Source organism: Streptomyces diastatochromogenes, assembly GCF_002242805.1.
GTDB lineage: Bacteria > Actinomycetota > Actinomycetes > Streptomycetales > Streptomycetaceae > Streptomyces > Streptomyces diastatochromogenes.
This window is the reverse complement of record NZ_MCGQ01000029.1, coordinates 213,679-227,348: the sequence shown is the minus strand read 5'-3', so window position 1 is coordinate 227,348 and position 13,670 is coordinate 213,679. Positions and strand designations below refer to the sequence as shown.

The 13,670-nt window shown below is 72.2% G+C and carries 12 protein-coding genes; 7 read left to right on the top strand and 5 right to left on the bottom strand.

All coding sequences use genetic code 11. From position 1 onward, the window contains the following. The coding region (locus BEK98_RS31050; protein ID WP_244202073.1) for a Tat pathway signal sequence domain protein at nucleotides 1-613 on the top strand (613 nt) is incomplete at its 5' end. An 18-nt stretch (nucleotides 614-631) separates the two neighbouring features. Here the strand turns inward: BEK98_RS31050 and BEK98_RS31045 are convergent. Continuing rightward, nucleotides 632-1,564: a lytic polysaccharide monooxygenase gene (locus tag BEK98_RS31045; protein WP_094220030.1), complete on the bottom strand. Its 933-nt coding sequence runs from the start codon at nucleotides 1,562-1,564 to the stop codon at nucleotides 632-634. Between the two features lie 436 nt (nucleotides 1,565-2,000). Here BEK98_RS31045 and BEK98_RS31040 point away from each other — a divergent pair, with 436 nt between their 5' ends. Continuing rightward, the gene (locus BEK98_RS31040) at nucleotides 2,001-2,648 is read left to right on the top strand and encodes a ScbR family autoregulator-binding transcription factor (RefSeq protein ID WP_094220029.1); all 648 of its coding nucleotides are present in this window, start codon (nucleotides 2,001-2,003) and stop codon (nucleotides 2,646-2,648) included. Nucleotides 2,649-2,670: 22 nt separating this feature from the next. Continuing rightward, a complete protein-coding gene (locus tag BEK98_RS31035) occupies nucleotides 2,671-3,855 on the top strand; it encodes a damage-control phosphatase ARMT1 family protein (RefSeq protein WP_094220028.1) in 1,185 nt (394 codons plus the stop codon). Here BEK98_RS31035 and BEK98_RS31030 read toward each other — a convergent pair. Next, nucleotides 3,848-5,110: a cytochrome P450 gene (locus BEK98_RS31030; protein WP_094220027.1), complete on the bottom strand. Its 1,263-nt coding sequence runs from the start codon at nucleotides 5,108-5,110 to the stop codon at nucleotides 3,848-3,850. The two genes, BEK98_RS31035 and BEK98_RS31030, sit on opposite strands and share 8 nt — an antisense overlap. Next, a complete protein-coding gene (locus BEK98_RS31025) occupies nucleotides 5,107-5,889 on the bottom strand; it encodes an alpha/beta fold hydrolase (RefSeq protein WP_094220026.1) in 783 nt (260 codons plus the stop codon). Before BEK98_RS31025 ends, BEK98_RS31030 begins: the two co-directional genes overlap by 4 nt. 165 nt (nucleotides 5,890-6,054) lie before the next feature. Between BEK98_RS31025 and cyc2 the strand changes: the two genes are divergently transcribed. Continuing rightward, on the top strand, nucleotides 6,055-8,217 hold the full coding sequence (gene cyc2 / locus BEK98_RS31020; RefSeq protein ID WP_094220025.1) for a germacradienol/geosmin synthase Cyc2: 2,163 nt from the start codon (nucleotides 6,055-6,057) through the stop codon (nucleotides 8,215-8,217). On the opposite strand, the gene BEK98_RS31015 is transcribed toward cyc2, so the two are convergent. Together BEK98_RS31015 and BEK98_RS31010 are read right to left on the bottom strand one after the other, a co-directional pair. Next, on the bottom strand, nucleotides 8,210-9,727 hold the full coding sequence (locus BEK98_RS31015; RefSeq protein WP_094220024.1) for a hypothetical protein: 1,518 nt from the start codon (nucleotides 9,725-9,727) through the stop codon (nucleotides 8,210-8,212). The genes cyc2 and BEK98_RS31015 overlap by 8 nt on opposite strands. A gap of 60 nt (nucleotides 9,728-9,787) precedes the next feature. Next, on the bottom strand, nucleotides 9,788-10,519 hold the full coding sequence (locus tag BEK98_RS31010) for a CTP synthase C-terminal region-related (seleno)protein (protein ID WP_094220023.1): 732 nt from the start codon (nucleotides 10,517-10,519) through the stop codon (nucleotides 9,788-9,790). A 93-nt stretch (nucleotides 10,520-10,612) separates the two neighbouring features. Here BEK98_RS31010 and BEK98_RS31005 point away from each other — a divergent pair, with 93 nt between their 5' ends. From BEK98_RS31005 to BEK98_RS30995, 3 genes are all read left to right on the top strand, one after another. Continuing rightward, nucleotides 10,613-11,479 carry a LysR family transcriptional regulator gene (locus BEK98_RS31005; RefSeq protein ID WP_094220022.1) on the top strand — a complete coding sequence of 289 codons (867 nt, stop codon included), beginning with the start codon at nucleotides 10,613-10,615 and terminating at the stop codon, nucleotides 11,477-11,479. A 160-nt stretch (nucleotides 11,480-11,639) separates the two neighbouring features. Then, complete coding sequence (locus BEK98_RS31000; RefSeq protein WP_094220021.1) at nucleotides 11,640-12,197, top strand: PDZ domain-containing protein; 558 nt, start codon at nucleotides 11,640-11,642, stop codon at nucleotides 12,195-12,197. Nucleotides 12,198-12,492: 295 nt separating this feature from the next. Next, nucleotides 12,493-13,620, top strand: a complete 1,128-nt coding sequence (locus BEK98_RS30995) for an aminopeptidase P family protein (RefSeq protein ID WP_094220020.1) — start codon at nucleotides 12,493-12,495, stop codon at nucleotides 13,618-13,620. The last annotated feature ends 50 nt before the right edge of the window (nucleotides 13,621-13,670 follow it).

Below are 13,670 nucleotides of genomic sequence, written 5' to 3'. Positions count from 1 at the left end.
CGCGCTCACCCTGGCCGCGGCCGTCCCCGCCTCCGCGGACGGCAGTGCCGTCCTCACCACGGGCAGCGCCGGCGGCCCCGCCGCCGCGGTCGGCGACACCCTGACCGCGCCGCTGGCCAGCGGCACGACCGCGACGCTCTACTCCAGCGCGACCGGCACCAGCGGGGTCACCTGCACGTCGTCGCAGTTCACCGCCGCAGTCACGGGCAACCCGACCGCACCCGGTACGGCCACCGAATCGGTCACCGGGCACACCTTCGACAGCAGCAGCTGCACCAGCAACGTCACCGGTGTGCTCGGCGTCAGCAGCATCACGGTCGACAACCTGCCCTACACCGCGACGGTCGCCTCCGACGGCACCCTCACCGTCACGCCGGCCAGCGGCTCCACCATCCAGACCACGGTCAAGCTGCGCACCCTGCTGGGCACCATCACCTGCGTCTACCAGGCGCCCAGCCTGACCGGTAAGGCCGACAACAGCGACAGCAGCATCGCCTTCACCAACCAGCAGTTCACCAAGAGCTCCGGTTCGTCGCTGTGCTTCGCGAACGGCTACTTCACCGCCAAGTACGCCCCCGTCACCGACGCGGGCGCCCGGGTCTACGTCAACTGACCCTCGTAGCAGGAAGGTTCAGCGTCGCCGTAGACGCAGAACCAGGGCGGCGCTCCCGGTGAGCACCAGCACCGCGGCGGCGCCGCCCGCCAGCAACGGCGCCGAGGGGCCCGCGTCCGAGCGGGTCGCCTCGGCCACCGGCGCGCTGTCGCTGCTCGTGCCGGCGGAAGTCCCCTTCTTCTCAGCGGGAGTCGGCGTTCCGGACGCGGGCTGCGCGCTCTTCGTCGGTACGGGACGCGGGCTCGTCGGTGCCTTCGAAGCGGCGGAAGTCTCCGTGGCCTTGGCCGACCCTGACCCAGCTCCCGCGCTCGCCCCCGAGAACACCACGTCGGAACACGAGTAGTACGTGTCCGGCGTACTGCTGTTCTGCCAGATCGTGTACAGCATCTGACGGCCCGTCCGGTCCTTCGGCAGCGTCGCCCGGATGTGGTACGCCCCGTTCGTCAGCGGCGGGTCCGTGACCTCGGCGAAGGGGCGCGTCGGCAGGTCGGCCCACTTCAGCGGCTTCGCCGGGTCGTAGCCGGGCTTGGTGAGGTACAGCCTGAACGTGCCCGTGTGCGCGATCGTCGAGGCGTACGTCATCGTCAGTCTGCCGCCCGCGGTCAGCCGGGTCGCCGGCCAGTCCCGCCGGGCCAGATCGAGGCCCCGATAGGCGGGCAGGTTCCCGCTGCACAGCCTGCCGTCCGGAATCACCTGTCGGTCCCGGCCGTTGACCCCCGCCACGCGCAGGTTGTCCCATGCGGTGAACGGGGCGCCGTTCGCGCTGATCGCCGCCCGGCAGGCCGCCGACCGGTTCGCGCTGCCGCCCGAGGGTGAGCAGGCGTACACCCGGCTGACCGGGTCCGTGGGGGCACCGTGCGCCTGGGCAGACCCCGCCGCCCACGGCAGGAGCAGGAGCGGGGCCGTAGCGGCGGCCGCCGTGACGCTCAGGCGGGCGGTCATCCGAGTCATCCGGGACGTCTCCTCGGCAGGCGCGGGAACGGGGTCTGCTGAGTCCAGTACGGGCCACATCTCGGCTCCGTTCACCCTCCCCGGCGTCCCCGGCACGGTTCGGCGCACGACTCAGACCGGTCAGACGGTTTTGGCGGCCCCCTTCGAGGCCGGACCGGAGTGCGGGCCGGGCGCCCCCTGTGGCGGATGTCAAAGGCGAGGCCAGCGCCACCCCTTGGCTTCCGGAAACATGCAGGAGCAGTGGGAGGAGTGCGTTCAGGGGCCGTCCGTTTGCGGAGTGTTACGCCTGGGCCTGATGTCGTACCGGTGAGGGACAGCTGGCGGACAGGGAAGTCCGACCGGCTGACTCCCTTTGGCCGTCGGTGAGTTATCGTATGCGTGGAGTCAAAACAAACCGCGTGTCCCGTTCGTTAGAGCTGCGAGGAGGGGTCAGTCGATGGCGAGGCAATTACGCGCTGAGCAGACCCGGGCGACGATCATCACTGCCGCCGCCGATCTGTTCGACCGACAGGGCTACGAATCCACCAGTTTGAGCGACATCGTGGGTCACGCGCAGGTCACCAAGGGGGCGTTGTACTTCCACTTCGCCGCGAAGGAGGACCTGGCCCACGCCATCCTGGAGATCCAGGCCAGGTCCGCGCAGCAGGTGGTGGCCGAGGTCGAAGGCAGGGGCTACTCCTCGCTGGAGGCCCTGATGCGCGCCACGTTCGCCGTCGCCCGACTGGCCGTGGAGGATCCGGTGCCGCGCGCCGGACTCCGCCTCGCCACCGCGGACGTCCCGGTACGGCCACCGCTCAGGCATCCCTTCACCGAGTGGCTGGAGTTCGCCACCCGCAAGTTCAGCGGTGCCGTCAAGGAGGCGGATGTGCACGCCGAGATCGACGTCGGGGTCGTCGCCCACTCCTTGGTGTGCTTCTTCGTCGGGACCCGGGTCGCCGGCCGCTCCCTCGAACCGGTCGGACGGCTGCCCCGCAGGGTGGCCGAGATGTGGCACCTGATGGTCCGGGGTCTGGTGCCGGTGCACCGCCGCCCCCGCTATCTGACCCTCGCCACGCAGCTGGAACGGGAGGTCAGAACCGGCTGACCCGCACGGTACGGTGACGCCCATGCCCGACACCTCCACGGCACCGGTCATCCTCGGCGACGAACCCGGCTCGTTCCCGCACAGTGTGCTGGCCGAGCGGCACCCCGCGATCATCCGGCAGGTGCGGGACGCCTTCCCGTACGGCCCCGGGCAGCACCACGCGCTCGACGAGTTGCTGAAGAGCTGCACCGAAGGGGTGATCGAGCCGTTGCCCGAGGATGCCGGCGACCTGGACCGGTGGCGCGCCTGGGGGCTGGACGACCAGGTCGGCCGGTCCTGGTTCGACGCGCCGTGGCTGTGGTCGGAGAGCCACTTCTACCGCCGGCTGCTCGATGCCGTCGGCTGGTTCGGGCCGGGTGCCTGGCAGGGCGTCGACCCGTTCCGCCCCTTCAAGCGTGCCGAACTCGACGCGCCGGAGACCGACGAGGAACTCGGGGCGCTCGACGCGCTCCAGGGCCGTCCGGAGCCGGAGCGGGCCCGCGCCCTGCTGCACGGCTCGCTGTGGGGCAACCGCGCCGACCTCGGCTTCCGGCTGTCCGCGGTGGGCGCCGAGGCCGCGGAACCGGTCCCCGCTCTGGTCGCCGACGACAGCGAGACCCTGTGGTCGCTGCTGCCGCCCTCCGGCACGGGCACGCTCGTGCTGGTCGCGGACAACGCGGGCCGCGAACTCGTCCCCGACCTGCTCCTGATCGCCCATCTCCTCGCCGAGGGCCGGATCGGCCGGGCGGTCCTGCACGTCAAGCCGTACCCCTACTACGTCTCCGACGCCACGACCGCCGACGTGGTCGACGCGCTGCAGCGCCTCGTCGCTGCACCGGGCGCTGCCGCCGGGTACGGGCGCACGCTCTGGTCGGCCATGGCCGACGGCCGTCTCACGGTGCGGGCCCACCCCTTCTCCTGCGCCCCGCTGCCGTACGCCGACCAGCCGGACGACCTGCGTGCCGAGTTCGCCTCGGCCACCCTGACCATCTTCAAGGGCGACCTCAACTACCGCCGTCTGGTGGGCGACCGGCTGTGGCCGCCCACCACGCCCTTCCGGGAGGTGACCGCCTACTTCCCCGGCCCGGTCGCCGCCCTGCGCACCCTGAAGTCCGACGTGATCACCGGCCTGACCCCGGCCACCGAGGCCGCGCTGGTCGCGGCCGAGGGGCGGCGCTGGCGCACCGGCGGCACGCACGCGCTGATCCAGGTGAACGCCCTCAAGTGACGTGCACGGGAAGCGACTTGAGGCCGTTGATGAAGTTGGACACCAGACGTCCGGCGGGCCCTGCGGGTCGCAGGCCGGGCAGTGTGCGCAGCACCTCCTCGTAGAGCAGCCGCAGTTGCAGCCGGGCGAAGTGAGCGCCCAGGCACATATGCGGGCCGTCCCCGAAGGACACGTGCGGGTTGGGTGTGCGGGCGAGGTCCAGCCGGTCGGGCCCGGTGAAGACCCGCTCGTCGCGGTTGGCCGAGGCGTGGAACACCACGACCTTGTCGCCCGCCCGGATCCGGCGGCCGGCCAGGTCGGTGTCCTGCGCGGCCGTCCTGCGGAAGCTCAGGACCGGAGGATGCCAGCGCAGCAACTCGTCCACCGCGGACGGTATGCCGACTTTCCCGGCGCGCAGCAGCTCGTACGCCTCCGGATGCTCGGCCAGGGCCAGCAGTCCGCCGGGGGCCGCGCTGCGCACCGTGTCGTTGCCCGCCACCGTGAGCAGGAAGAAGAACATCTCCAGTTCGGCGTCGACGAGTTCGGGGTCATGAGCCAGTGTCGTCATGATGTCGTCGGCGGGATACCGTCGTTTGTATACAGCCAACTGTCCGGCGTAGGCGAACATGTCCCGCAGCATCGCCGGCGAACGCGGATTGACCGGCTTGCCCACCTCGTCCAGCACCGGGGGACCCGCCTCGTCCGGATCCTGGTAGCCGATGACCCGCTGCGTCCAGTGCAGCAGCTGCCGCCGGTCGCTCTCCGGAACCCCCAGCAGATCCGCCAGGTTGAGCAGGGCGTAATCGTCGGTGACAGTGGCGACCAGGTCGACCGTGCCGTCGCCCGACCGGGCTTCGTCCAGGGCCCGGTCGAGCAGGGTCCGTGCCCGCTCGCGCGCGACCGCCGTGAACCGGTCGACGCGCCCCGGAGTGAACGCCCGGCTCACCAGCCGCCGCAGCCGGCCGTGCTGCGGCGGATCCTGATTGAGCATCATGCGCCGGATGAACGGAAGGTCGTCCGGGTCGGGGTCACGGATCTGGGTCGCGCCGATGTACGAGGAGTACGTCGCCGAGTCCTTGAGCACGCGGACCACGTCGGCGTGCCGGGTCACCGCCCAGAACCCGGGACCGGCCGGCCAGCCCAGCACCTCCGGCTCGTCCTGCCAGGCCACGGGATGGTGGTCGCGCAGGACGCGGTAGTCGGCGTACGGCACACCGGCGGCGTACCGGCGCGGGTCGAAGACGTCGGGCACCGGCGGGGCCTCCCGTACGCTCACGCCGGCTCGCCCGCGTCCGCCCGCAGAAAGTCCTCCACCGTGCGGATCAGCTCCAGCGGAGTCTCGTCCATGGCGTAGTGCCCGGCGCAGGGAAGCCCCACGAGTTCGGCACGCGGGTACCAGGACATCCACGTCTCGCGCATCAGCTCGGGCGACAGCGCCGGATCGAGTTCGCCGGCCACGGCCAGTGCGGGCACTTCGCTGCCCTCGACGTCGGCGCGGAAGTCGTCGCCCGCCCAGGAGTCGAGCCAGGCCCGGAACGCCTTCGCGTCGCTGCGCTCCAGGGAGAGGTCCACCATCCGGTCGAGCCAGGCCGCGGGACGACGGCTCCCGGTGGTGAAGTCGATGATCGCGCGCCGGTTCTCCGGCCTGTGCGCCGCGTCCGCGAACAGCACGCCCTGCTCGCCGGGCAGCGGCAGCCCCGAGGCGGGCACGGGGGAGACCCCGACGATCCGCCGCAGCCGGTGCGGTGCGACCGACAGCAGCCGCTGCGCCACCGCGCCGCCCATCGAGTGCCCGACCACCGAGAACCGCTCCCAGCCCAGCCGGTCGGCCAGCTCCACCAGGTCCACGGCCGCCTCGGTCGTCGTATAGGAGCCCACGGCGTCCCGGGCCGCTCCGTAGCCGCGCAGATCGACCAGCGCGTAGGTGAAGGCGGTCCGGTCGAGATCCGGCAGGACGGCCGCGTAGGCGGACCGGTCGGCGAACCAGCCGTGCACGGCGAACACCTTGTGGGCGCCGTCGCCGTGCACCTCATGGGGCAACACGAAGGAGGTCATGCGCCTACCGTGACCCGCGCGCGGGGGCTCGGCAAGGGTCCGGACGGGCCACGCCGACGCCACAGGAACCCGTGAAAGGTCCCCGTTTCGACGGCGGTTCACGCGATGGTGTGATCATCGGCCGCGCGACGGATGGCCCTTTCGGCCCCCGGGTAGGGCCCCGCCATGACGCAGCCGTTCGAACTCCCGCACTTCTACATGCCGTATCCCGCGCGGCTCAACCCGCATGTCGACGTGGCGCGTGCCCACTCGACGGCGTGGGCGCGCGAGATGGGCATGCTGGAGGGCTCCGGGGTCTGGGAGCAGGCCGATCTGGAGGCGCACGACTACGGGCTCCTGTGTGCCTACACCCACCCCGACTGCGACGGACCGGCCCTGTCGCTGATCACCGACTGGTACGTCTGGGTGTTCTTCTTCGACGACCACTTCCTCGACATGTACAAGCGCACCCAGGACCGCGCCGCCGGAAAGGCCCACCTGGACCGCCTGCCCCTGTTCATGCCGCTGGACCCGGCCACCCCCATGCCGGAGCCGGAGAACCCGGTCGAGGCGGGACTCGCCGACCTGTGGAGGCGCACGGTGCCGTCGATGTCCGTCGACTGGCGCCGGCGCTTCTCCGTCGCCACCGAGCACCTGCTGAACGAGTCCATGTGGGAGCTGTCCAACATGAACGAGGGGCGGATCGCCAACCCGGTCGAGTACATCGAGATGCGCCGCAAGGTGGGCGGCGCCCCCTGGTCGTCGGGGCTCGTGGAGTACGCGACCGCGGAGGTGCCCGCCGCCGTCTCCGGCACCCGGCCGCTCAGGGTGCTCATGGAGACGTTCTCCGACGCGGTCCACCTGCGCAACGACCTCTTCTCCTACCAGCGGGAGGTCGAGGACGAGGGCGAGAACAGCAACGGCGTGCTCGTGCTGGAGACGTTCTTCGGCTGCACCACCCAGGAGGCCGCCGAGACCGTCAACGACATCCTCACCTCGCGCCTGCACCAGTTCGAGCACACCGCGCTCACCGAAGCGCCCGCCGTCGCCCTGGAGAAGGGGCTCAGGCCCGACGAGGTTGCCGCGGTCGCCGCCTACACCAAGGGACTTCAGGACTGGCAGTCCGGCGGCCACGAGTGGCACCTGCGCTCCAGCCGCTACATGAACAAGGGCGCCACCTCCCTCGCACCCTGGCAGAAGCTGACCGGTCCCGGCACCTCCGCCGCCGACATCGGCGCGCTGCTCGCCACGGCCGCCGTGGAACGCCTCCGGGCCTACGCGCACGTGCCCTTCCAGAAGGTCGGCCCGTCACTGCTGCCCGACTTCCACCTGCCCTACGAGGTCGAGCTGAGCCCGCACCTGGAGGCGTGCCGCCCCCGCCTGACCGCCTGGATGCACCGCATGGGCATGCTGGAGGAGGGCGTCTGGGACGAGGACAAGCTCGCCGCCTACGACCTCGCGCTGTGCTCGGCCGGAATCGACCCGGACGCCACCCCTGAGGCCCTGGACCTCAGCGCCCACTGGCTGGCTTGGGGCACCTACGCCGACGACTACTACCCACTGGTCTTCGGTGCCCGCCGCGACCTGGCAGCCGCCCGGCTGGCCACCGCCCGCCTGTCCACGTGCATGCCCTGCGACGGCGAGGAGACGACCGTCGTCCCGGTCACCGGCATGGAACGCGGCCTGACCGACCTCTGGGCCCGCACCACCGCCGGCCTGACCCCCGACCAGCGGCGCGACCTGCGCGACTCCGTCGACAAGATGACCGAGAGCTGGGTGTGGGAGCTGTCCAACCAGCTGCAGAACCGAATCCCCGACCCGGTCGACTACCTGGAGATGCGCCGCGACACCTTCGGCTCCGACCTCACCCTCGGCCTGTCCCGCAGCCGCCAGGGCCCCGCGATCCCGCCGGAGATCTACCGCACCGGCCCCGTCCAGGCGCTGGAGAAGGCCGCCATGGACTACGCGTGCCTGACCAACGACGTCTTCTCGTACCAGAAGGAGATCGAGTACGAAGGGGAGCTGCACAACGCGATCCTGGTCGTGCAGAACTTCTTCGGCTGCGACTATCCGGCCGCGCTCGGCATCGTCCACGATCTGATGACCCAGCGCATGCAGCAGTTCGAGCACATCATCAGCCACGAACTGCCCGTCCTGTACGTCGACTTCGCTCTGTCGGCCGAGGCGCGCGAGGCCATGGCGGACTACGTGGCCGACCTGCAGAACTGGCTGGCGGGCATCCTGCACTGGCACCGGGAGGTCGACCGCTACAAGGCCCCGTTCCTCGCCCGCCGCGCCCACGGCTTCCTGCCCGACCGTGCCCCGGCACCCGTGACGCTGGTCAGCTGACGTCCCCGATCCGCTCCACCACCTCCGCGGCAAGCTCGTCCAGCCCCTTGACGGCCGCTCCCCGCAGCTCGCCGCGTATCGCGTCACCGCCCGCCAGGACCGCGCGGGCATCCGCGGCGAGGTCCGCGTCGGCGAGGGCGCGGGCCAGCGCGTAGTGCTCCTGGACGATGAACCGGCCGAGGTTCACCGCCTGCCAGTGCGCGAGGGAGTCGTCGCCCGGAGCGTCCAGGGTGGAGCGGAGTGCGGACAGGGTCCGCGCGGCCGGGAGGAGCAGGCCCGTCTCGCGCTCCAGACGGGCCAGGTCCCGCTGGGCCGAGACCCGGTCCCAGGCCGTCTCCTGCAGCCCGGTGTACAGGCGCTGGGCGCGCAGCGCCTGCTCCGCATCGCCCAGGTGCTCGAAGTCGAAGGCCAGGGAGTGCAGCGGGGAGGGATCCATCTCGGTGCGGCTCCCGGGCCGCAGCAGCAGGCTCTGGTTCATGGCGAGGTCGTCCAGGCGGCGGATCAGGGTGACTCTGGCGAGTTCGGTGAGCCCCTGGGCCGCGGCCAGGTCGGTCCAGGTCGACACGGGTTCGTCGGAGGGATCCGGACCGAACAGGGAGGCGTCCAAGTCCGCGGCCCACTGGCGCAGTTCGGGCCCGCTCGCGTCCCGTTCCGGTATTCCGCCCAGGCCGCACCAGGTGTCGAAGTCCGTGTCGCGCACCTCGTGCAGCAGCGGCAGATCCGCCGGGTCCCCGTGCAGGCCCACCAGGACGGCGGCCAGCCGCAGTTCGTCGGTCATCGAGGACTCCGCCTCACGGCGCAGCAGCTGCCGCAGCAGCGGCAGGTCGTCGTCCGAGCGGTCGAACTGGGCCGCCCGCAGCACCAGTCGGCGTCGTACCGGATCGTCGGCCATGGTCGGGTCCCCGGCGCGCAGCCGGGCGAGATCGGCCCGGCCGCGCTCCAGAACCGGCTCCCACAGCGGCGGGCGGGGGTGCTCGTCGAGCAGGTGGTAGGCCATGCCCTCCTCGGCGTTGAGCAGCACGTGGTCGGGCTCGGTGCGCAGGAGTGCCGCGTGCAGCAGGCCGATCAGCTCGACCGGGGAACGGTCGGGAAAGCCCAGAGCGGCGCGCAGTTCGGCACGCTCGGCGTCGATGCCGTAGTACTCGCGGATCTCCTTCTCGGTCCCGGCCACCTGCGCGAGGATCGCCTCCGTGCCGTCCGCCGGCGACAGGTCCACGTAGCCGTGCCAGCCGGGCAGGCCGATCAGGATCTCCAGCGCCTCGTCCGCGCTCGTCCCGATGATCCCCGCCGAGCCTTCCGAGTCGGCGTACAGCATCGAGCCGTCGGCGCACTGGAAGTACGTGCCGCCGGTGTCGTCGCCCGCGACCACCTCCAGCGGTCCGCCGGAGGCCAGGCGGACCGGTTCGACGTGGCCGTGGGCGGCACGGTCCAGGTCGAAGTTGAAGGGGAACGCTGCCAGTTCGGCGAGATGCCGGTGCTGCCTGAGCAGCCGCAGGGCGTGATCGGTCATGTCACCGAACGTAACAGCCGCCACTGACAGCGACGCACCGGCGGTGCGGTGGCGTTCGGTTCAGGCCGACTGGCGCACCCTCGCCGCGTGTTCGACCGCCGCCCGCGCCAGTGCCCGTACGACGGGGTGCGGATGTGAGCCGTCGCCGGACAGTTCCGGCTGGAACAGGGTGGCCAGGAAGAAGGGATGGCCCGGCAGTTCGGCCACCCGGACGTGCCCGTCCTCGTCGTGCCCGGAGAACCGCAGGCCGTGGGCGCGCAGGGTGTCGAGGTGGCGGGAGGGGCCGTACGCGCAGAAGTACCGCTCGACCGTGCGCGCCGAGCCGATCACCGACTCGGCCAGCGACCCGGGCTCGATGGCCACCGCCGCCTCGTGGCCCACCAGCGAGCAGGCCAGCGGCTCGATGAGCGGGTCCTCGGCGCCGGGGTCGTTCTCCGCGTGCGCGACCCGGGTCAGCCCGCACACGTTCCGGGCGAACTCCAGCAGCGCGTGCTGGAAGCCGCCGCACGTGCCCAGGAACGGGATGCCCTCCTCGCGCGCGGTGCGGATGGCCGCGAGGACGCCCGCCTCACTGCGGTACGGGCTGCCCGGCAGCACCCACACCGCGTCGAAGCCCCGCACCGCGCCTTCGGCCGCCGCGTCCTCCGACGGGATCCAGTAGGCGTCCAGGACCAGCCGGTCGCGTTCGGCGAGGGCGTCCAGCAGGAGCGGGACGCGGGTGTGCGAGACGACGTTGGGGGAGCGGTCCCCGACGAGGGCGAGGGTGGCGGTGTGAGCTGCGGTGTTCGTCATGCCGTTCATCCTGGGCGGCGCCCGTGGTTCACGTCCAACGATGATTCCTGCATGCTCGATAAGCAGTGCTGATGGAGTGGGATCCTGGTCCGCATGGACCCGCACCTGCTGCGCACGTACGTCACCGTGGCGCGCCTCGCCTCCTTCTCCGAGGCCGCGCGCGAACTGGGCTACACCCAGTCCGCGGTGTCCCAGCACATCGCCGCCCTCGAACAGGACCTCGGCGCGCCCCTGCTCACCCGGCGGCCCGTCGCACCCACCGCGGCGGGCGAACGCCTCCTGGAGCACGCGGGCCCGCTGCTGCTGCGCCTGGACGCGGCCCGCGCCGACGTGGTCCGCATGGCCGCCGCGCCCGCCCACGGCCTGACCCTCGCCACCACACCGACCGCCCTCGGCCCCGGCGTCCTGGGCGCGCTCCCGGCCGCGGGCGTGACCCTGCGCGTCCTCACCCGGGACGAGATCCCGGCCGCCGTCGCCACCGGCACCGCCGACCTCGGCCTGGTCGACGGCCTCGCCGCCCCCAGCGATCCGCTCAGGCTGCCCGACGTGGCCCCGCTGACCACGCACGGCGTCGCCGAGGAACCCGTCAGCGTCCTGCTGCCCACCGGCCACCCCCTCGCCGGCCGCACCGGCCTGCGCCTCGGCGACCTCGCCGACGCCCGCTGGCTGGACGCGCCCGACGCGGCCCTCCCGCTCGCCCACCTGCGCGGCGCCAACGGCGGCGGCGCCTTCCGCCCCGCCCTCCGCTACGAGGGCACCGACCTGCGCACCCTCACCGCCCTCACCGCCGCCGGCCACGGCCTCACCCTGCTGCCCCGCTCGACGGCGACGGGCATTCCGGGCACCGTCGCCGTCGCGCTCACCGCACCGCGGGTCGTCCACCGCACGGAACTCCTGCACGGCGGGGCTCCGAGGGGCGCGGCGGCGGAGGTGGTCCGGCAGCTGGTGGAGCGTGCGTGAGCGGGGGTCCGGCAGCTGGTTGACCGTGCGTGAACGACGGTCCGGTGCTTCGCCTCGACGGCTATGACTACCCTCCGCCACGCTCCGGCCAGTCTCACTCGTTCGTGTCTCGTCGTGGAGCGGAGCCCCGGGTAGAGCACCAGCCGGAGGCGAGCGAACCATGGATCAGACTGCGTTGCGTCCCAAGCCGATGCCCGGTCAGGAGCGGCCCGGGAGCGGCACTCCCGGCTCCGCCCGGCACCCGCACGCCGCGCGCCGCCGCGGCCGGCGGCTCAGGACCCTGCTGTTCGGGCTGTTCACCGGCACCGTCCTGGTGCTCTCCGGGGTCGGCATCGGCACGGTCGGCGCCACGGTGATCGGCATGAGCAGACTGGCCGAGCTGCAACGCCAGGCCCCGCCGCACCGTCCCCCGGCCACGCCCGCCCCCTCCCCGAGCCCCTCGGAGACCCGGACCGGCGCGACCCTGGGCGTCGAGGCCGTCGACGCCGACAAGGTCGGCGCCCTGGTGGTGGGTGTCCATGTGCCCGGCCCGGGCTACACGGCGGGCCTGGTCCGCGGCGACATCCTGCTGCAGTTCGGCAGCGCACGCGTCGACACGGCCGCCGACCTCGCCCGGGCCGTCGCCCACGCCCGCCCCGGAACGGAGGTGACCCTCACCGTGCGCCATCCCGGCGGCGGCTACCAACAGCTGACGGTCGTTCCGGGGGTGGTGACCTGACGGGGTGGTCGTCTTACGGGGTGCTGACCTGACGGGTGGGTCGCCTGACGGGGAGCTGACTCGACGGGATGCTGACCTCACCGCGGCCGAAGTGACGGTCCCGAGTGTCCGGACACGTCGGGAAACTCGCTGGTCGCACCCCGCCCCACGCGCCATGATGGCCCCATGCCGAGCCCCGTCCCAGCGGACCGCCGCAGCAGGACTCCGCGATCGGCTCGCGCCGCCCTGTCCGGCCGGGCAGGATGCTGCCCGAGACCGCTTAGCCCCGTCACCACGACCGCGCTCGGAGGCCCGGATGACCGGTAGCACGCCCGCGCCCTTCACCGCCGACGACTACAGGGCCCGTATGGAGCGCGCCGCGCGCGCTGCCGCCGACGCCGGCCTCGCGGGACTGCTCGTGGCGCCGGGGCCGGACATGGTGTGGCTGACCGGCTACACGCCCACCGCGGTCACCGAACGGCTCACCGTGCTGGTCCTCACCCCGGGACACGACCCCGTGCTCGTCGTGCCCACCCTGGAGGCCCCGGACGCCGAGCACGCGACCGGCGCGTCCGCCCTCAGCCTGCGCGACTGGACCGACGGCAAGGACCCCTACGCCGTCACCGCCGCGCTCCTCGACCACAGCGGCCGCTTCGGCATCAGCGACAACACCTGGGCGATGCACCTGCTGGGCCTCCAGCGCACCCTGCCCGGCACCTCCTACGCCTCCCTCACCGACGCCCTGCCCATGCTGCGCGCCGTCAAGGACGCGGCCGAACTGGAGCTCCTGGCAGCCGCGGGCGCGGCTGCGGACGCAACGTTCGAGGAGATCCGGAAGGTTCCCTTCGCCGGGCGCCGCGAGTCCGACGTCGGCCACGACCTCGCCGACCTGCTGCGCCGCTTCGGGCACTCCCAGGTCGACTTCACCATCGTCGGCTCGGGCCCCAACGGCGCCAACCCGCACCACGAGGTCGGCGACCGCGTCATCCAGCACGGCGACATGGTCGTCCTCGACTTCGGCGGCCTCAAGGACGGCTACGGCTCCGACACCACCCGCACGGTCCACGTCGGCGAGCCGACCGAGGAGGAACGCACGGTCCACGACATCGTGCGCGCCGCCCAGGAGGCGGGCTTCCGGGCCGTACGGCCGGGCGTCGCCTGCCAGGAGGTCGACCGTGCCGCCCGTGCGGTGATCACCGACGCCGGCTACGGCGAGTACTTCATCCACCGCACCGGGCACGGCATCGGCGTCACCACGCACGAGCCGCCGTACATGATCGAGGGCGAGGAGCAGCCGCTGGTACCGGGCATGTGTTTCTCCGTGGAGCCCGGCATCTACCTTCCCGGCCGCTTCGGAGTGCGCATCGAGGACATCGTCACGGTGACCGAGGACGGCGGTCGCCGCCTCAACAACACCACCCGTGAGATGGTCATAGTGGACTGAGAGAACGGCTGACAGACCAGGAGACACCCGCTCGACGACATCCCGGAACG